The following is a 17624-nucleotide window of genomic DNA, read 5'->3' as shown; positions in this document are numbered from 1 at the left end:
GATGATCTCACATAGGGTCAGCGATTCCAAGAGCAGTGCTCTCGGAATTCCCTCTGCGCCGTCCCGGAACGTCGCCCTTCGCGGGCTTCGCCGTACTGCGCGCTCCCCTGCCGGGCCGCCTGACGGCGAGCCTCCGATCGGTCAGGATCTTGCCGACCTCGCCGGATGACGACGGCCGGGCAGATCTCGCCGGATGTGGCGGACGATGTGCGGGCGGCGCGACGCGACCGGTGATGCGGGCGGGGACGGGGCGCGGCTCCGTTCAGACGCCTTCCGGCGAGGAGGGCTGGAGCAGGTCCCAGCGGTTGCCGTACAGGTCGCGGAAGACCGCTACCGCGCCGTACGGCTCCAGCCTCGGGGTCTCCTCGAAGACGACACCCGCCGACCGCAGCCGTTCGTAGTCGCGGGGGAAGTCGTCGGTGTACAGGAACAGGCCCACCCTGCCGCCGGTCTGGTCCCCGACCCGGGCCTCCTGCTCGGGGGTGGCGGCGCGCGCGAGCAGCAGCGCCGTCTCCTCCGCGCCGGGAGGACGGACGACCACCCAGCGCCTTCCGTCCTCCAGCTCCGTGTCCTCCAGCAGCTCGAACCCCAGGACGCCGGTGTAGAACCCGACGGCCTCGTCGTAGTCGCGCACGACCAGGGAGACGAGCCCGAGGTAGGACGTCCGGTGCCGGGAGGGCGCAGGACCACCGGCGGCACGGACGGCCTCCTGGAGCCGGGTGATCACCAGGACGATCCGGATGGCGAGCAGGCCCGCGGCGATCGCGAGCGGGACACCGGCCGCCGCGGCCGCGGTTCCCAGCCCGGACGCCAGCTCGGCGGCCCTCTCCTCTTCCTCCGCGTCCATCTCCATGCCCACGGCCGTCAGAGCGGCGGCGAGCGTGTCGGCGCACCCCGCCGCGAGCCAGGTCAGCCACCAGGCCCAGACCAGGCCCGGACGGCGGATCTGGAGGAGGTTCGTCCCCGGACGGAGGCCACCGGGCCGCGAGGTGGCCCAGACGTCGTCGACGATCCCCTTCGGGACGAACAGGTTGACGACGGGGACGAACCATCCGAGCACCAGGAACGGCGCGGCGTACGAGTGCGCGACCCCGGGAGAGATCGCGTACGCGTTGGACCGGGCGCGGAACAGCCAGCACACGAAGGCGATCCCCGCCAGGAGGTGGACGGCCGCGTACGGGAACAGGAGGCGGCCGGCCAGATCTGCCTCCGGCCACGACCAGCCGCCGAGGCGGCCGAGGTAGAGGACGGAGACGGCGGTGGACGCGACGGTGACCGCGGCGATCAACGCGACGGCGACCGTCGCGAACGGGCGGACCGGGCGCAGGGAACGGACGGGCGTGGGGGACGTGCTCGAAGTCATGAAGGTCTTTCGCCGAGGGGTACGACACGGGCCGGTACCGCGGATCAGCCCAGGATGAGGAAGGCGAACCCCAGAACGTCGCGGTAGCCGCGCAGCCATCGGGAGCGGTGCCGGTCCACCTCGGCGCGGGCGGCCTCGGCCCGGGGGTGGGCGGGATTGGCCAGGAGCCATTCCTCCACGTCAGCGGTGTAGCCCGACTCGAACAGCTCCCATTCGCCGCGGGTGGCCGTCTCGATGCGCAGCGGCCGGAATCCGGCGGCCGTGGCCTGGTCCACGAGGCCGGCCAGATCGGTGTGGTCGCCTGCGGAGGCGCCCGGCCACATGCCGGCCAGTTCGTCATCGGTGGGGGTGCGTTGCCAGAACCCGTCGGCGAACAGCAGACGGCCCCCCGGGGCGACCAGGGGGCGCAGGGCGTGGAGCGCTGCCGGGATGTCACCGAAGGCCTGGGAGGCTCCGACGTTCAGCACCAGGTCCGCGGCGGTGAGGTGCTTCTCGGCCGGGCCCTCGACGAAGGTGACGCGGTCGGACAGACCGCGGGCCTCGGCATCGGCCCGCCCGCGCGCCAGGTCGGGCCCGTGGACGTCGACGCCCACGCCGCGGGCGCCCGGTACGGCCTCCAGGATGCGCAGCAGCAGCCGGCCCCACCCGCAGCCCAGGTCGAGCACGGTCGACGGTCCGGCCGCGGCGAGAGCGGCCGTCAGCCGGTCGGCGCGTCCGGCGGACAGCGGCGCGTGGAAGTCCAGCCGGCCGCATGTTCCCAGGGAAGGGGGATCGGTCATGGCGCGCACTGTAGAGGTTCGATCGCGATCTCCGCGAGAGGTTTTCCCGCCTCCCGAGGGGCGGGGCCAGGTGCGGCGGCCGCGCGCGAGGCGACGGGAGACGCCGGGAGTCCGCACCACGGGTCGGCGGGGTTCCGCCGTCGCGGTGCGGGCTCCCGGACCGGGTCAGCCCTTGATGCAGATCAGCTGGCGCAGGTGGGCGACGACCTCCACCAGGTCGGACTGGGCCGCCATGACCGACTCGATGTCCTTGTAGGCGGCCGGGATCTCGTCGATCACCCCGGTGTCCTTGCGGCACTCCACGCCCTCGGTCTGGGCCTTGAAGTCCGCCAGCGTGAACGTCCGCTTGGCCTTGTTCCGGCTCATCCGGCGACCGGCACCGTGCGAGGCCGAGTTGAACGCCGAGGCGTTCCCCAGGCCCTTCACGATGTAGGTGCCGGTCGCCATCGAGCCGGGGATGATGCCGAACTCGCCGGATCCCGCGCGGATCGCGCCCTTGCGGGTGACGAGCACATCCACGCCGTCGTACCGCTCCTCCGCCACGTAGTTGTGGTGGCAGGAGATCGGCTGCTCGAAGGTGATGTTCGGAAGGTGGCGCCGGAGCACGTCGCAGACCAGGGCCATCATGACCGCCCGGTTGCGGCGCGCGTAGTCCTGTGCCCAGAACAGGTCCCGCCGGTAGGCGTCCATCTGCGGCGTGCCCCCAACGAACACCGCGAGGTCCCGGTCCGGCAGGTCCTGGTTGTGCGGCAGGCTCCGAGCCTCGCCGATGTGGTGCTCGGCCAGCTCCTTGCCGATGTTGCGCGACCCGGAGTGCAGCACGACCCAGACCGCGCCCTCGTCGTCGGCGCAGACCTCCAGGAAGTGGTTCCCTCCCCCGAGGGTGCCCATCTGGACCTCGGCGCGCTCCCGCTTGCCCCGCACGGACGGGGCGAGGCGGTCGAAGTCCTTCCAGAAGTCCGCCCAGTCGGCGGTCTTGAAGCCGTGCAGCTTCGTCGGGTCGACCGGCCGCTTGTGGTGCCCGAACCCCACGGGCACCGCCTGCTCCAGCTTCGAGCGCAGGTAGGCCAGGTTGTCCGGCAGACCGCTCGCCGTGTAGGAGGTCTTCACCGCGGTCATCCCGCACCCGATGTCGACGCCCACCGCCGCAGGCGAGACCGCGTCGCGCATGGCGATGACCGAGCCCACGGTGGCCCCCTTGCCGTGGTGCACGTCCGGCATCACCGCGACCCCCTGCACCCACGGCAGGTTCGCCACGTTGCGCAGCTGCTGCATGACGTTCGTCTCGACCTCGTCGGGGTCGGCCCACATGCGGATCGGCGCACGGCCTCCCGGCACCTCTCTGTACGTCATCCCCACGTCGCCTCCCTCCGGCGAATCGCTTGCGAACTCCATTGCGAACAAGGTCAATGACGCCAGAACCGGATCATCCGCCGCAACTCAATTAACGACTCTCACTCGGATGAACGGCCGGAGGGACGCGCAATCTTCCCGTACGGCCCGCGAGACGGACGGCCCCGGGCGGGGACCGGGGCGAGGACCCGGGGCGGGGACCCGGGCGGGGACCGGGGCGAGGACCCGGGGCGGGGACCCGGGCGGGGACCGGGGCGGGCCCGATGACCTCCGCGGTCCACCAGCTCTGTGCGATCTACGTGATCGCGGTGCCCCGGGACAGCAGGAGCAGGACGTCGACCGCCGCGACGGCGACGGCCGCGGCGAACGGCGCGCGCGGCGAACGGCGGCCCAGCAGCAGGCCCGCGCCCGCGAGCACGGCGGCCCCGGCGAGGGCCGTCCAGCCGCCGGGGCCGGGCGGCTCCGGCGGGGCCAGGACGAGCAGGCAGGTGGCCGCCAGGAGCGGCACCGGGACCAGGACGCGGACCCGGTCCTGGCCCAGCCGCTGCGGCCAGCCGCGGACCCCGGTGGCCAGGTCGCCGGGGATGTCCGGCAGCACGTTGGCCAGGTGCGCCCCGCAGCCGAGCAGCGCCGCCGCGAGCACCGCCCACCAGGCGGGCCACGGCTGCCCGGGCAGGCCGAGCGCGACGAAGGCGGGCAGCGAGCCGAAACCCACGGCGTAGGGGACCCAGGACAGCACCGTGCCCTTCAGCCCGAGGTCGTATCCCCAGGCGGCGGCGACGCCGGCGAGGTGGACGGCGCCGGCCGCCGGGCCGGAGGCCAGGGAGAGCGGCACGCACGCCGCCAGGGCGGTGAACGCGGCGGTCCACACCGTCCGGGCGCCCACGGCGCCGTCGGCGACGGGCTTGCCGGTGCGCCCGGCGGCGCGGTCCCGCCCGGCGTCCACCGCGTCGTTGCACCAGCCGATCGAGAGCTGCCCGGCCAGCACGGCCGCGGCCACCAGGGCGCAGCCGGCCGCGTCGCGCCCGCTCGCCGCGGCCAGCGCGGCCGTCAGCACGGTGACCGCGACGGTCGGCCCGGGGTGGCAGGCCCGCGCCAGCCCGGACAGGAGCACCGGAAGGCGGGGGCGGCTCTCACTGCGCGGTGTCCCGCTCGTCGTCACGGACGCGATCCTAGACGCCGGTGATCGGCCCGGCGAAGCATGGCGCCCGCCCTCGCGGGCAGAGATCGGGTAGTCCCCCTCCGCGAGCCGGGAGTGTCCAGATTGAGCCGTATCACCGCCGTCCATGGCGTGCTGCCCCCGAACCGCCACTCCCAGGACGAGATCACGGACGCGTTCGCGCGGCTGTGCCTGCCGGAGGGGGCCGACCGCCTGCTCCTGAACCGGTTCCACGCGAGCGCGGGGGTCGGCCACCGCCACCTGAGCCTGCCGCTCGACCGGTACGACAAGCTCGACGGTTTCGGGGCGGCCAACGACGTCTTCATCGACACCGCGCTCGAGCTGGGCGCCCAGGCGGTGGGCGGCGCGCTGGAGGAGGCGGGGCTCGCTCCGGAGGACGTCGACATGATCATGTGCACGTCCGTGACGGGCGTCGCCGCGCCATCGATCGAGGCCCGTCTGGCGGGCCGGCTGGGGCTGCGCCCGGACGTCAAGCGGGTGCCGGTCTTCGGCCTCGGGTGCGTCGCCGGGGCGGCCGGGATCGCCCGCGTCCACGATTATCTGCGCGGCTGGCCCGATCATGTGGCCGTGCTGCTCTCGGTCGAGCTGTGCTCCCTGACCCTGCAGCGCGGGGACGCCTCGGTCGCCAACCTGGTGGCCTCGGCGCTGTTCGGCGACGGCGCGGCCGCGGTGGTGCTCTGCGGCGACGGGCACGAGCCTCCGGGGCGGGGGCCCGGACGGGGATCGGCGGAGGGACCCGGACGGGGACCCGCGGAGAGACCGGAACAGGGATCCGCGAGGGGACCCGGACGGGTCTCCGCGGGAGGACCGGTGCGGGGACCCGAGGTGGTCGCCACCCGCAGCCGCCTGTACCCCGGTTCCGAGCGGGTGATGGGCTGGGAGGTCGGCGACACCGGCTTCCGGGTGGTGCTCGACGCGAGCGTCCCCGACGTGGTCAGGACCTACCTGGCCGACGACGTGCACGGTTTCCTGGCCGACCACGGCCTGACCGCCGGCGACGTCACGGCGTGGGTGTGCCACCCTGGGGGGCCGAAGGTCCTGGAGGCGGTCTCCGAGGCGCTCCGGCTCCCGCCCGGCGCGCTCGACGTCACCTGGCGCTCCCTGGCCGACGTGGGGAACCTCTCCTCCTCCTCGGTGCTGCACGTCCTGCGCGACACGATCGCCCTGCGGCCGCCGCCGGGCACGCCGGGCCTGATCATCGCGATGGGCCCCGGCTTCTGCTCCGAACTCGTCCTGCTGCGCTGGTAGGGGGTGACCGGGATGTCGTGGCAGTTGTCGTCGTGGTACCTGCTGCTGGTGCTGCTCGTCGCCGTCGAGCGGCTCGCAGAGCTGGTCGTCGCCCGCCGCAACCTGCGGTGGAGCCTGGCCCGCGGCGGAGTGGTCTCCGGGCGCGGCCACTATCCGTGGATGGTGCTCCTGCACACGGGCCTGCTGGCCGCCTGCCTGGTGGAGGCGGGCCTGTCCGGCCGGCCCTTCGTCCCGGCGCTCGGCTGGCCGATGCTGGCCCTCGTCCTCGCCGCGCAGGCGCTGCGCTGGTGGTGCATCACCACGCTGGGACCGCAGTGGAACACCCAGGTGGTCGTGGTGCCGGGCCTGGCGGCGGTCACCGGCGGCCCCTACCGGTTCCTGCGCCACCCCAACTACGTCGCGGTGGCGGTGGAGGGGGCGGCGCTCCCCCTGGTGCACGGGGCGTGGGTCACCGCCGCGGTCTTCACGGCCTGCAACGCCGTGCTGATGGTGGTCCGGATCCGGTGCGAGGACGCCGCCCTGGCGGCTCTCGCCCCGGCGCCGGGACGGACGCCGGCATGATCGACGTACTGGTCGCGGGCGGCGGGCCGGCCGGTCTGGCGACCGCCATCCACGCGGCGCGGGCCGGGATGGAGGCGGTGGTGGTCGAGCCCCGGCCCGGACCGGTGGACAAGGCGTGCGGCGAGGGCCTGATGCCCACCGGTGCCGCCGTCCTGCGGTCCATGGGCGTCGAGCCGGCCGGTCGGCCGCTGCGCGGGATCCGCTACCTGGACGGGCGCCACCAGGCGCAGGCCGCCTTCCGCGGCGGGACCGGGCTGGGGGTGCGGCGCACCGCGCTGCACGCGGCGCTCTCGCGGCGCGCGGCCGAGCTGGGCGTGCGGGTCGTCCCCGGGCGGGTGTCGCAGCTGCGCCAGCACGACGACGGCGTCGAGGCGGCCGGGTTCCGGGCCCGCTGGCTGGTGGCCGCCGACGGCCTGCACTCGCCGCTGCGGGCCCTGCTCGGGCTGGAGCTGCCCGGTGCGGGACCGCGCCGGTACGGCCTGCGGCGGCACTACGCGACCGCTCCCTGGTCGGACTTCGTCGAGGTGCACTGGGCGGCGGGCGGCGAGGCGTACGTGACCCCGGTGGGCGACGGGCTGGTGGGCGTGGCGGTGCTGACCTCCCGGCGCGGCGGCTACGCCGAGCGGCTGAGCGAGTTCCCCGCGCTGCTGGAGCGGCTGGAGTGCCCGGCCGCGACGCCGGTGCGCGGCGCCGGGCCGCTGCGCCAGCGGGTCCGCGCCCGGGTCGCCGGGCGGGTGCTGCTGGTCGGCGACGCGGCCGGGTACACCGACGCGCTGACCGGCGAGGGCGTGTCGCTCGCGCTGCTGTCGGCGCAGGCGCTGGTGCGCTGCCTGCGCGCCGGCGCGCCGCAGTCCTACGAGTCCGCCTGGCTGCGGCTGTCCCGGCGGCACCGGCTGCTCACCGGCGCGCTCCTGGCGGCCCGGCGGCACCGGGCGTCGGCGCGGCTGATCGTCCCGGCGGCGCAGCGCCTGCCCGCCGTGTTCGGCGCGGCGGTGCAGGCGCTGGCCTGAGCGGCGTCCGGCGCGGCGCCCGCCCGCCGTGTTCAATGCGGCGGCGCAGGCGCCGGGCCGAGCGCGCCCGGCCGGGAAGCCGTCCGTCCAACGGGAGGCGCGGCGGAATCCAGCGGACGCCGTGCGCGGGGTCAGACGGCCCGGCGGACGGTCTCCGCCTCCGGGGCGTGCCGGTTCGTTCCGGGGAAGCGGACCCGCCACTCCCCGCCGCGGTACCCCCGCACCTTGCGGATGAAGCGCCCTCCGCGGTCCGTCGTGGCCGTGGCCACCCTCGTCCACTCCTCCCCCCGCTCCGGCCGGTGCAGGATCTCCACCCGCTGGCGGGGGAAGGGGGCGTAGTCCAGGTAGCCCTCCGGGTCGATCCGGTTCAGCACGCCTCTGACCTGCACGCCCCGGTCCGCCCGGCGGACCTGGAGCGCGCTGAGGTCGGTGGCGTGCCGGAGCCGGAACCCGGCGTGCCGGACCACCCGGTGGCCGTCCTCCCCCTTCGCGGTGGCGGTGACGGTCCAGAGCCCGGTGGGGTACCAGCGGTTCAGCCGCCGCTCCGGCAGGAACCGCCAGGTCCGCCAGCCCGGCTCCGGCAGCCGCTGCGCGCCCTCCTGCCCGGGCCACCGGTCCTGCGGGGAGCCCGCCGACGGCGAGGAGACGGGCGGCGCGCCGGGCTCGACCTTGATCGTCACGCCGTCCCGGCCGGAGACCCCGCGGGCGACCACCTCGATGATCAGGCGCACCGGCCGGTCCGGGTGGACCACCGGGGAGGCGGGGCGCAGGGTGATCGAGCGGATCGCCACGTGGTCGTCCGCGGCGACGGGCGCGGCCGTGGCCACCAGCGTCGGCAGGGCGCACGCCCCGGCCGTCAGGGAGATGAGAAAAGCTCTGAAGGTCATGACCAGGAACGCTAGATATCGCCTGGCAATGGCCGTGGCGGCGACAGGCCCGCGAACGGGCAAGAGGCGGGAAAGCGCCCGCCCCCCTCCCGAGGACGGGCGCCTTCCGGCTCCGGTGCCGTCAGCCGGCGTACATCTCGTCGATGATCGCGGCGTACTTGGCGTGCACGACGCGGCGCTTCAGCTTCAGGCTCGGGGTGAGCTCCTCGGTCTCGGGCGTCCACTCCACCGGCAGCAGGCGCCAGCGCTTGACCTGCTGGACCCGGGCCAGCTTCTCGTTGGCCGCGGCGACGGCGGCCTCGACGGCCTTGAGGACGTCGGGGTGCTCGGCGAGCTCGGCGAGGGTCGCGGAGCCGATCCCGTGCGCCTGCGCCCAGCCGGGGGCGGCCTCCCCGTCGAGGGTGAGGATCGCCACCGGGTACGGCCTGCCGTCGCCGTAGGCGAGGGCCTGCCCGATGAGGGGATGCTCCTTGAGGTGGTTCTCGATGTTGGCCGGGGAGATGTTCTCCCCGCCGGCGGTGATGATGAGCTCCTTCTTGCGGTCGACGATCCTGACGAAGCCGTCCTCGTCGACGGAGCCCACGTCCCCGGTGTGCAGCCAGCCGTCGGGGTCGACCAGTTCGGCGGTGGCCTCGGGGCGGTTCAGGTAGCCGCGGGTGTTGAGCGGGCTGCGGGTGAGGATCTCGCCGTCCTCGGCGATGCGGACCTCGACGCCGGGCTCGGCGCGGCCGACGGTGCCGAGCTTGTAGCTCTCGGGGCTGTTGGCGGTGAACGCCCCCGTCGTCTCGGTCATGCCGTACACGTCGAGGATCTTCAGGCCGAGGCCGGCGAAGAACCGCTGGACCTCGATCGGCATCGGGGCCGCGGCGGTGGCCAGCCAGCCGGCGTTGTCGAACCCGATCATGGAGCGGATGATCGAGAGCAGCGCGGCGTCGGCGGCGTCGTAGGCCTGCCGGACCTCCGGCGTGACCGCCCGCCCGTGCTGGCCCGCCTCGACGTGGGCCAGTCCGGCGGCCATGGCCTTGCGCACGTTCTCCTGCTGCTCCTCCGGCTGGGTCGCCAGCAGCGCCTGCAGGCGGGCCATCATCTTCTCCCACACGCGGGGGACGCCGAAGAACATCACCGGCTTGACCTGCCCGAGCGTCGCGCCCAGGTTCGCCAGGTCGGTGCAGAAGTGCACGTGCGAGACCTTGAACAGCGGCAGGTACAGGCTGAGCACCCGCTCGGCGATGTGCGCGTAGGTCAGGTAGGAGATCTGCGTGCCGTGGGTGGGCAGCGAGGTCATCCGGTCGGTGGCGCCGACCTCGTAGAGCACGTTGGCGTGGGTGAGCGGCACGCCCTTGGGGTTGCCGGTGGTCCCGGAGGTGTACAGGACCGTCAGGACGTCGTCGGGCCGGACCGCCTGCCAGCGGGCATCGACCGCGGCCGGGTCGGCGGCCAGGCGCTCGCGGCCCAGCTCCAGGAAGGCGTCCCAGCCGAGGAAGCGGTCGTCGCCGGCGGGGACGCCGTCCAGCATCACGATCCGGCTCAGGCGCGGCAGCTCGCCGAGGATCGGCTCCCAGCGGGCCAGCTCGGCCGTGCCGCCCAGCACGGCGACCTTCGCGCCGACGTTGTCCGCGACGAAGGCGACCTGGTCGGGGGCGAAGGTGGAGTAGACCGAGCACGACGCCGCCCCGGCGTGCACGGCCCCCAGGTCGGCCAGCACGTGCTCGCTGCGGTTGATCATCATCAGCGCGACGGTGTCGCCGGGCTCCACCCCGAGGGCGGCGAACCCGGCCGCGATCTCCAGGACCCGCTGCCGGGCCTCGGCGTAGGTGAGGGTGGACCAGCCGCCCTCGACCGGGTCGGAATAGGCGGGCGCGTCGGGGTTCTGCTCCGCCGTCTCCTTCAGCTGTGCGCAAACGGTACGGCCCGCGATCTCCCGCTCGATCGCGGCGCGCACCTCAAGGACCTCACCCATGACGCGCCTCCAGAAAGTGCTCACTTGCACGATTGGGATGCATCGCACCACACCGGGTCGGCGCAGACAAGACCTTGCCGGAATAAGGAACCGGACCGTTCCCCGGAGGCGCGCCACCCGCCCGCGCGGCCTTCCGGTGCCGCGGTGCGGCGCCGGGCGGGGCCCCGACCCAGGGGGGCATAGGGCCGGTCATGGGATCATTTCCCGGTGACCCAGGTGCTCGACCTCGTCGGAATCTTCGTCTTCGCGCTCTCCGGAGCGCTCGTCGGCGTGCGCAGGCGGCTGGACGTGGTCGGCATGGCCGTCCTCGCCTCGATGACCGCGCTGGGCGGCGGGATCCTGCGGGACCTGATCCTCAACGTACGGCCCGCCGCCTTCTTCAGCGTCGGCTACGTGGTGGTGCCCCTGGCGGCCACGGTGATCGTGTTCTTCTGGCATCCGCACGTCCAGCGGGTGATGCCGGTGGTGAACGTGTTCGACGCGGCGGGCCTCGGGCTGTTCTGCGCCGTCGGCACGGAGAAGGCACTGGAGGCCGGCCTCAGCCCGCTGCACTCCGTCCTGCTCGGGGTGACCACGGCGGTCGGCGGCGGCGTGCTGCGCGACATGCTCTCCGGCCAGATCCCCGTGCTGCTCTACGACCGCCAGTTCTACGCGGTGCCGGCCATGCTCGGCTCGGCGGTGATGGCCGCGCTCTACGTCCTCGACCTGCACGGCTGGACCGCCACCCTCGCCGCGGCCGTCCTGACCTTCGGGCTGCGGATCGCCGCCGTGCGCTTCCGGCTCCGCGCCCCGCTCGCCCGGGGCGTCACGGCGCCGGACTGATCCCCGCCGGTCTCAGACCCTGGTGAGCGGCCCGGCCGGGCGGCGGACGCCGTACGGGCCCCTGACGCGGGCCTCGGCGATGCGCTCCACCGCCTCGGTGACGACCTGGGGCGGCTGGGTGAAGGGCAGGCGGAGGCGGCCCTCCAGGGTGCCGTCCAGGCCGAACCAGGCGCCGGGGGCGAGCCGTACGCCGTGGCAGGCGGCGGCGTCGGCCAGCGCCGCGGCCGAGGTGCCCTCCAGCCGGATCCAGAGCGACCCGCCGCCCTTGGGGACGGTGAAGGACCAGTCGGGCATGCGCCGCTCCAGCGCGGCCGCCAGGGCGTCCCGGGAGGCTCCGAAGGTACGGCGGCGCTCGGCCCTCGTCTCCTCGATGTCCTCGAACAACCGGGCCGCGACCAGCTGCTCGAAGAGCGGGCTGGCGATGTCCACCGCCGAGCGGAACACGGCCAGGCGGCGGACCATGGCCGCGGTGGCGCGGATCCAGCCGATGCGCAGGCCGCCCCACCACAGCTTGGAGGCCGACCCGACGGAGATCACCCGGCTGTCGGTGTCGAACGCGGCCAGGGGCGCGATCGGCGGCACCTCGTCGATCGCCAGCTCGCTCCAGGTCTCGTCCACGACCAGCGTGGTGCCGCAGTCCCGGGCCGCGCCGACCAGCCCGGCCCTGGTGGCGTCGTCCATCAGGTGGCCGGTCGGGTTCTGGAAGTCCGGGATCACATAGGCCAGGCGGGCGGCCGACTGGCGCATCGCGGAGGTGAGCAGGTCCAGGTGCCAGCCGCCGGAGGGGACGCCGACCGGGACGATCCTGGCGCCGCGCAGCCTGGCCGCGTCGAGGATGTGCGGGTAGGTGGGCGACTCGACCATCATCGGGTCGCCCGGCGACAGCAGCGTCATGACCAGCAGGTGGAGCGCGTGCTGGGCGCCGGTGGTGACGAGGATCTGCTCGGGCCGGGTGGCCAGCCCCCGGGCGGTGTAGCGGGCGGCGATCGCCTCGCGGAGCGGAGCGATCCCGGTCGGGTCGTAGCCCATGCCGAGCGCGTAGCGCGGGTAGTGCTCGCCCGCGTGGGCGATCGCCGCGGGCAGCGCCGAGGTGGCGTGCGGCGCGGCGCAGTGCATCGGCAGCAGGCCGTCGTCGCCCGAGGCGATCCACGGGTTCTCCGCGCCGAGCGCGCCGACGTCGGGCAGCGCGGTCCAGCTCCCGGCGCCCTGCCTGCTGTCCAGGTAGCCCTGCTCGCGGAGGCGGTCGTAGGCGGCGGTCACGGTGGTGCGGCTGACGCCCAGGGCCTCGGCCAGGTGCCGCTCGGCCGGGACGCGCACGCGCACCGGGAGGCGCCCGTCGAGGATCAGCGCGCGCATCCGGCCGGCCAGGGCCCGGTAGTAGGGCCTGGTGCCGGGGTCGATCACCACGAGGCGGGCGAGCTGGGGCCCGCTCAGATACCGGTCCATGCGGGCCACTATAAGACCACTTTCCACGATTGGCCCTTTGTCGGAGCGGTTACGGACGGGAGGATTCAGACCATCATGAGCGAACTCTCCCTGACCGCCCTCGGCTCCCTCCCCAACCGCCTGGTCCGCCTCTACGCGGGCCTGGCGCTCTACGGCGCCGGCGTCGCCCTGCAGATCGAGTCCGGCCTCGGCGGCAGCCCCTGGGACGTCTTCCACCAGGGGCTCTCCATCCACCTGGGCCTGTCCGTCGGGACCTGGATCATCCTGGTGGGCGCACTGGTGATGCTGCTGTGGATCCCGCTGCGGCAGCGGCCCGGCGTCGGCACGATCAGCAACGTCGTCTTCCTCGGCCTGTTCGCCGACGCCGCGATGTGGCTGGCGCCCGCGCCCGACCCCCTCGCCGCCCGGTGGGCCTTCCTGCTGTCCGGCGTGGTGGCCACCGCCGCCGCGACGGCCCTGTACATCGGCGCCGGCCTGGGCCCCGGCCCGCGGGACGGGCTGATGACCGGCCTGGTCCGCCTGGGGCTCTCGGTCCGCGCCGCCCGCACGCTCATCGAGCTGACCGTGCTGGCGGCCGGCTGGCTGCTCGGCGGCACCGTGGGCGTCGGCACGGTGGTCTTCGCCCTGGCCGTGGGGTTCCTCACCCAGTTCTTCATGCCGCGGCTGAGCTTCACCCGCCCGGCCGCCCGGAGCTGACCGGGCCTGCGGGCGGGTGCCCGGGGGCCCGGCTCAGCGCCGCCCGGAGGCCCGGCTCAGCGCCGCCCGGAGGCCCGGCTCAGCGCCGCCCGGAGGCCCGGCTTCCCGCCGCCCGGGACCGCGGAGCGGACCGCCGCGCGGAACCGGACCGGTCCCGGGTGCCGCCCGGACGCGGCCGAGGTACTAGCGTCGGATCCATGCGCATCGAGGACTACGCCCTCATCGGCGACATGCAGTCGGCCGCCCTCGTCGGCCGGGACGGCTCCATCGACTGGCTCTGCCTGCCCCGCTTCGACTCGCCGTCGTGCTTCGGCGCGCTGCTCGGCGACACCGACCACGGGCAGTGGTGGATCGGCCCGGCCGGCGGCGAGCGGCCCGCCGCCACCCGGCGCCGCTACCGGGGCGACACCCTGGTGCTGGAGAGCGAGTGGGACCTGCCGGGCGGCACGGTCCGCGTGATCGACTTCATGCCTCCCCGGCAGGCCAATCCGGACCTGGTCCGGATCGTCGAAGGCGTCTCGGGCTCGGTGGAGATGTCCACCGAGATCCGCATCCGCTTCGACTACGGGCGGATCGTGCCGTGGGTGCGCCGTACCGACGGAGGCCTGCTCCACGCCGTCGGCGGTCCCGACTCGATCTGGCTGCACTCCCCGGTGCCGCTGCGCAGCCGCGGCTACGCGCACCACGGGGCCTTCCGCGTCTCGGCGGGCGAGCGCCTGGCGTTCGTCTTCACCTGGCACCCCTCCCACCAGCCGCGCCCGACCGAGATCGACCCCTTCGAGCAGCTGACCGAGACCGAGGCGCTGTGGACCGAATGGGCGAGCACGTGCACCCACACCGGCCCGTGGCGGGACGCCGTGGTCCGCTCGCTCATCACGCTCAAGGCCCTGACCTACTCCCCCACCGGGGGCATCGTCGCCGCCCCCACCACCTCGCTCCCCGAGGACCTGGGCGGCGTCCGCAACTGGGACTACCGCTACTGCTGGCTGCGCGACGCCACCATGATCCTGGACGCCCTCATCGGTTCGGGCTACCTGGAGGAGGCCGCCGACTGGCGCGCGTGGCTGCTGCGCGCCATCGCGGGCCGCGCCGAGGACCTGCAGATCATGTACGGCGTCGCGGGGGAGCGCCGCCTGCCGGAGATGGAGCTGGACTGGCTGCCCGGCTACGAGGACTCCCGGCCGGTCCGCATCGGCAACGGCGCGGTCAACCAGCTCCAGCTCGACGTCTACGGCGAGGTCTCCAACTCCCTCTACCTGGCCCGCGCCTCAGGCCTGTCGCCGGACAACCGCGCCTGGACCATCCAGCGGCAGCTGATCGACTACCTCGAGGCGCACTGGGACGAGCCCGACGAGGGGCTGTGGGAGGTCCGCGGCCCCCGGCGCCACTTCACCCATTCCAAGGTGATGTGCTGGGTCGCGCTGGACCGGGTGATCAGAGCCGTGGAGGAGTTCGGCCGCACCGGCCCGGTGGAGCGGTGGAAGGCGCTGCGCGACCGCATCCACGCCGAGATCTGCGCCAAGGCCTTCGACAGCACGCGCAACACCTTCACCCAGTCGTACGGCTCGCACGAGCTGGACGCCGCCCTGCTGCTCATCCCGATCGTCGGCTTCCTGCCCGCGACCGATCCGCGCGTGATCGGCACCATCGAGGCCATCGAGCGCGAGCTGCTGGTGGACGGGTTCGTGCTGCGCTACCCGGTGGCCAAGGACAACGACGTGGACGGACTGCCCGGCGGCGAGGGCGCCTTCCTGGCGTGCAGCTTCTGGCTGGCCGAGGCCCTCGCGATGGTGGGCCGCAGGGACGAGGCGGTCGAGCTGTTCGAGCGGCTGCTGGCCCTCCGCAACGACGTCGGGCTGCTCGCCGAAGAGTACGACCCCCGGTACGGCCGCCTGGTCGGCAACTTCCCGCAGGCGTTCAGCCACGTCCCGCTGATCCACGTGGCCAGCGCGCTCAGCTGATCGCGCGGCCGGGCCGGGAAGGGCCGCCCCTTCCCGGCCCCTCCCGGAGACCCCGCGAAAAAACTTCCGGTCCCGCTGTAACAAAACGCCTCGGACCCGACTCTCATCTGGCGAACGGCACAACGAGAGGATCGGGAAAATGAGCGACTTCGTCACCACCGAGTTCATCGACAGCAACGGCGACGGCCACACCGACGCCGAACTGATCGACACCACCGGCGACGGCTACGCCGACGAGGCGCGTTACGACGTCGACGGCGACGGTGTCACCGACGTCGTCGACTACGACCACAACGGCGACGGCATCATCGACGAGACCCGCGTCGACCTCGACGGCGACGGCGTGTCCGACTACACCGAGACCTCGGGCCCCTTCTCGGCCTGACCCCAGGGTCCGGCACGCGCCCGGGTGATCTCGGATCCGGGAGCACACCCGTGAGCCCGTGCCCGCCTCCCGGCGGGCCCGGGCCCGGGCGGGCTCCGGACCGCCCGGGCCGCCGACGAAAGGTGATCATGAAAGACGCACGGGCTCTCCCCGCCCTGCTGCTCGCGGCCTTCCTCGCGCTGACCGGCTGCGCCCCGGTGACGGCCGGCTCCGCCGGGGAGTCGCCGGGCCTCGGCAGGGTGGCCGCGGGCTCGGACGGGGCGGTCATCGCCTCCCCGCCGCCGGCCTCCGGGGGCGGCCAGGACGGCGATGCTCCGCTGAGGCCCCCGGGCCGCGAAGGCGAGCCCGGCCGGGCGGGCGACGGCCCCGCGGAGGTGGGGGAGACGGGACCGGTGAGCGGTCCCGGCCTGCCCCTCCCCCTGCCGCTGCTGCTCGCGCTGGCCGCCGGCGCCCTCCTCGCTGTCGCCGCCGCGCTCTACCTGCGGCAGCGCGGCCGGGCCGCCCCCGCCGCCTGGCAGGGCGGTCCGGGGCCGGCGGAGTTCCCGGCCCCGGCGGGCCCTCCGCCCACCGCGCCGCCGTCCCCGGCACCGACCGGAGCACCGCCCATGCCGCCCATGCCGCCCGCCGCACCGACCGGAGCACCGACCGGAGCACCGACCGGAGCACCGACCGGAGCACCGACCATGACCTCCCCCATGCCACCCGCCACACCGCCCGGGTCACCGCCCGCGGCCTCTCCGGCGCCGCCCGCCGTACCGGCCGGAGCGTCACCCGTACCGCCCGCGCCGCCCGGAGGACCGGAAGGTCCGCCGCCGCAGCCGGGCTTCGCCGCGTCCGGTCCCGGTCCCCTCCCCGGGCCTGCGGAGTCCGATCCGCTGGCGGACGCGCTGGCCGAGGTCGCCCGGAGCGGGATCAGCCCGGCTCTCGCCCAGCGGGTGGAGCGCCTGTTCGCCGACGGCCATCCGGGGCGGCAGGCGCTGCTCGACGCCTGCATCGACTGCCGGGACCAGATCGACGAACGGCATCCCCGGCTGTCCGGCATGCTGCTGGACGGGCTGAACCGGGCCGGCGTCCGGGAGATCCTCGCGGACGGGCAGCGCTTCGACCCGCGCCTGCACGAGGCGTTCGGCACCGAGCCGACCGACCGGCCGGAGCTGCACGACGTCGTCGCCGAGACCGTCAAGCAGGGCTACGCCGACGGCGAGCACGTCATCCGCGTGCCGCAGGTCGCCGTCTACCGCCACGAGCGGTCCGGGGACGGGACGCCGCGGTGAGCGTCCGCGCGTTCCCGGCGACGCCCTCAGTCCCCGGCGAGCTCGGCCTGCAGGCGCTTCCTGGCCCGGTGGATCCAGACCCGCACGGTGTTGAGCGGCACCGCGAGCGCGGCCGCCGTCTGCTCGTAGGTGAGCCCGCCCGCCCACAGCAGCAGCGCCTCCCGGTGGGACTCCGGCAGCGCGGTCAGCGCCCGGCGCAGGTCGGCCAGCTCGGCCACGGTGTCCTCGAACGGCCCGGTGACCACCGTCTCCTCCTCCACCTCGGAGAAGAGCGCCCCGCCAGGAGCGCGGCGCCGGACCACCGTGTGGGCGGCGTTGCGCGCGATCGCGAGGACCCAGGCGCGGAAGGGCGCCCGGCCCGCGAAGGAGTCCAGCCCCTTCCACGCGGCCAGCTGCGTCTCCTGCAGCGCGTCCAGCGCGTCGGCGCGGTTGCCGGTCAGGTGGTAGCAGACCCCGAAGGCCTGGCGCTGGGCGGTCGCCCACAGCCCGGCGAAGGCGTGCTCGTCACCCGCCCGCGCCGCGGCCAGGAGAAGACCTTCGTCCTCGACGACCCTGCTCAGGGACCCGCTCGTCATCGGTCACGCTTTCTCCCGAGATGGAAACCACCCCATGACAGCACGCCGCACGATCGTCCGGGTATGAGGTAGCAAGCCATGATATTGGACCGTAACAATACGGAAGCCGGATCAGCCGGAAACG

General features: G+C 74.4%; 16 protein-coding genes. 8 read left to right on the top strand and 8 right to left on the bottom strand.

Annotation, left to right across the window (positions count from 1 at the left end; genetic code table 11):
- Positions 1-262: 262 nt before the first annotated feature.
- The 4 genes from IEZ06_RS37840 to IEZ06_RS09110 all read right to left on the bottom strand — a co-directional run bounded on the left by IEZ06_RS37840 (position 263) and on the right by IEZ06_RS09110 (position 4657).
- On the bottom strand, positions 263-1363 hold the full coding sequence (locus IEZ06_RS37840; RefSeq protein WP_189236240.1) for a DUF4328 domain-containing protein: 1101 nt from the start codon (positions 1361-1363) through the stop codon (positions 263-265).
- Positions 1364-1407: 44 nt separating this feature from the next.
- Positions 1408-2142, bottom strand: coding sequence for an SAM-dependent methyltransferase (locus IEZ06_RS09120; protein ID WP_189236239.1), 735 nt, complete (start codon positions 2140-2142; stop codon positions 1408-1410).
- A gap of 165 nt (positions 2143-2307) precedes the next feature.
- On the bottom strand, positions 2308-3495 hold the full coding sequence (locus tag IEZ06_RS09115) for an RtcB family protein (RefSeq protein ID WP_189236238.1): 1188 nt from the start codon (positions 3493-3495) through the stop codon (positions 2308-2310).
- Between the two features lie 295 nt (positions 3496-3790).
- Positions 3791-4657, bottom strand: a complete 867-nt coding sequence (locus tag IEZ06_RS09110) for a UbiA family prenyltransferase (RefSeq protein WP_229797901.1) — start codon at positions 4655-4657, stop codon at positions 3791-3793.
- 102 nt (positions 4658-4759) lie between these two features.
- On the opposite strand from IEZ06_RS09110, the gene IEZ06_RS09105 reads away from it, so the two are divergent.
- The 3 genes from IEZ06_RS09105 to IEZ06_RS09095 are packed head-to-tail and all read left to right on the top strand — an operon-like array spanning position 4760 to position 7494.
- Entirely contained in the window at positions 4760-5923 is a 1164-nt protein-coding gene (locus tag IEZ06_RS09105) for a type III polyketide synthase (protein WP_189236236.1), read from the top strand.
- Between the two features lie 12 nt (positions 5924-5935).
- A complete protein-coding gene (locus IEZ06_RS09100; protein ID WP_189236235.1) occupies positions 5936-6484 on the top strand; it encodes an isoprenylcysteine carboxyl methyltransferase family protein in 549 nt (182 codons plus the stop codon).
- The gene (locus IEZ06_RS09095; RefSeq protein ID WP_189236234.1) at positions 6481-7494 is read left to right on the top strand and encodes an NAD(P)/FAD-dependent oxidoreductase; all 1014 of its coding nucleotides are present in this window, start codon (positions 6481-6483) and stop codon (positions 7492-7494) included. The genes IEZ06_RS09100 and IEZ06_RS09095 overlap by 4 nt, the downstream gene beginning before the upstream one ends.
- Before the next feature lie 131 nt (positions 7495-7625).
- Here the strand turns inward: IEZ06_RS09095 and IEZ06_RS09090 are convergent, their stop codons facing one another.
- Both IEZ06_RS09090 and IEZ06_RS09085 read right to left on the bottom strand, forming a co-directional pair.
- Entirely contained in the window at positions 7626-8381 is a 756-nt protein-coding gene (locus IEZ06_RS09090; RefSeq protein WP_189236233.1) for a hypothetical protein, read from the bottom strand.
- A gap of 121 nt (positions 8382-8502) precedes the next feature.
- Positions 8503-10341, bottom strand: a complete 1839-nt coding sequence (locus IEZ06_RS09085) for an AMP-dependent synthetase/ligase (protein WP_189236232.1) — start codon at positions 10339-10341, stop codon at positions 8503-8505.
- Positions 10342-10548: 207 nt separating this feature from the next.
- On the opposite strand from IEZ06_RS09085, the gene IEZ06_RS09080 reads away from it, so the two are divergent.
- Positions 10549-11163 carry a trimeric intracellular cation channel family protein gene (locus IEZ06_RS09080; RefSeq protein ID WP_189236231.1) on the top strand — a complete coding sequence of 205 codons (615 nt, stop codon included), beginning with the start codon at positions 10549-10551 and terminating at the stop codon, positions 11161-11163.
- A 12-nt stretch (positions 11164-11175) separates the two neighbouring features.
- Here IEZ06_RS09080 and yczR read toward each other — a convergent pair whose 3' ends face one another.
- Positions 11176-12609, bottom strand: a complete 1434-nt coding sequence (gene yczR / locus IEZ06_RS09075; protein WP_189236230.1) for a MocR-like transcription factor YczR — start codon at positions 12607-12609, stop codon at positions 11176-11178.
- Positions 12610-12684: 75 nt separating this feature from the next.
- On the opposite strand from yczR, the gene yczE reads away from it, so the two are divergent.
- The 4 genes from yczE to IEZ06_RS09055 all read left to right on the top strand — a co-directional run bounded on the left by yczE (position 12685) and on the right by IEZ06_RS09055 (position 16925).
- Complete coding sequence (yczE, locus tag IEZ06_RS09070) at positions 12685-13305, top strand: membrane protein YczE (RefSeq protein ID WP_189236229.1); 621 nt, start codon at positions 12685-12687, stop codon at positions 13303-13305.
- Positions 13306-13502: 197 nt separating this feature from the next.
- Positions 13503-15266, top strand: a complete 1764-nt coding sequence (locus IEZ06_RS09065) for a glycoside hydrolase family 15 protein (RefSeq protein ID WP_189236228.1) — start codon at positions 13503-13505, stop codon at positions 15264-15266.
- A gap of 139 nt (positions 15267-15405) precedes the next feature.
- Entirely contained in the window at positions 15406-15651 is a 246-nt protein-coding gene (locus tag IEZ06_RS09060; protein WP_189236227.1) for a hypothetical protein, read from the top strand.
- A 128-nt stretch (positions 15652-15779) separates the two neighbouring features.
- Positions 15780-16925, top strand: coding sequence for a nucleotide exchange factor GrpE (locus tag IEZ06_RS09055; RefSeq protein ID WP_189236226.1), 1146 nt, complete (start codon positions 15780-15782; stop codon positions 16923-16925).
- Between the two features lie 26 nt (positions 16926-16951).
- On the opposite strand, the gene IEZ06_RS09050 is transcribed toward IEZ06_RS09055, so the two are convergent.
- On the bottom strand, positions 16952-17500 hold the full coding sequence (locus tag IEZ06_RS09050) for an RNA polymerase sigma factor (RefSeq protein ID WP_189236225.1): 549 nt from the start codon (positions 17498-17500) through the stop codon (positions 16952-16954).
- Positions 17501-17624 lie beyond the last annotated feature (124 nt).

The sequence above is a fragment of the Planomonospora antibiotica genome, from assembly GCF_014647955.1.
Taxonomy (GTDB): Bacteria; Actinomycetota; Actinomycetes; order Streptosporangiales; family Streptosporangiaceae; genus Planomonospora; species Planomonospora parontospora.
The sequence above is the reverse complement of the archived record's forward strand: the minus strand, read 5'-3'. Positions and strand labels throughout refer to the sequence as shown.

What these genes read in the sequence shown, in the direction of transcription:
- IEZ06_RS37840 (WP_189236240.1), bottom strand. Translation starts at nt 1,363, where the DNA reads ATGACTTCGAGCACGTCCCCCACGCCCGTCCGTTCCCTGCGCCCGGTC.
- IEZ06_RS09120 (WP_189236239.1), bottom strand. Translation starts at nt 2,142, where the DNA reads ATGACCGATCCCCCTTCCCTGGGAACATGCGGCCGGCTGGACTTCCAC.
- IEZ06_RS09115 (WP_189236238.1), bottom strand. Translation starts at nt 3,495, where the DNA reads ATGACGTACAGAGAGGTGCCGGGAGGCCGTGCGCCGATCCGCATGTGG.
- IEZ06_RS09100 (WP_189236235.1), top strand. Translation starts at nt 5,936, where the DNA reads ATGTCGTGGCAGTTGTCGTCGTGGTACCTGCTGCTGGTGCTGCTCGTC.
- IEZ06_RS09095 (WP_189236234.1), top strand. Translation starts at nt 6,481, where the DNA reads ATGATCGACGTACTGGTCGCGGGCGGCGGGCCGGCCGGTCTGGCGACC.
- IEZ06_RS09090 (WP_189236233.1), bottom strand. Translation starts at nt 8,381, where the DNA reads ATGACCTTCAGAGCTTTTCTCATCTCCCTGACGGCCGGGGCGTGCGCC.
- IEZ06_RS09085 (WP_189236232.1), bottom strand. Translation starts at nt 10,341, where the DNA reads ATGGGTGAGGTCCTTGAGGTGCGCGCCGCGATCGAGCGGGAGATCGCG.
- yczR (WP_189236230.1), bottom strand. Translation starts at nt 12,609, where the DNA reads ATGGACCGGTATCTGAGCGGGCCCCAGCTCGCCCGCCTCGTGGTGATC.
- yczE (WP_189236229.1), top strand. Translation starts at nt 12,685, where the DNA reads ATGAGCGAACTCTCCCTGACCGCCCTCGGCTCCCTCCCCAACCGCCTG.
- IEZ06_RS09065 (WP_189236228.1), top strand. Translation starts at nt 13,503, where the DNA reads ATGCGCATCGAGGACTACGCCCTCATCGGCGACATGCAGTCGGCCGCC.
- IEZ06_RS09060 (WP_189236227.1), top strand. Translation starts at nt 15,406, where the DNA reads ATGAGCGACTTCGTCACCACCGAGTTCATCGACAGCAACGGCGACGGC.
- IEZ06_RS09055 (WP_189236226.1), top strand. Translation starts at nt 15,780, where the DNA reads ATGAAAGACGCACGGGCTCTCCCCGCCCTGCTGCTCGCGGCCTTCCTC.
- IEZ06_RS09050 (WP_189236225.1), bottom strand. Translation starts at nt 17,500, where the DNA reads ATGACGAGCGGGTCCCTGAGCAGGGTCGTCGAGGACGAAGGTCTTCTC.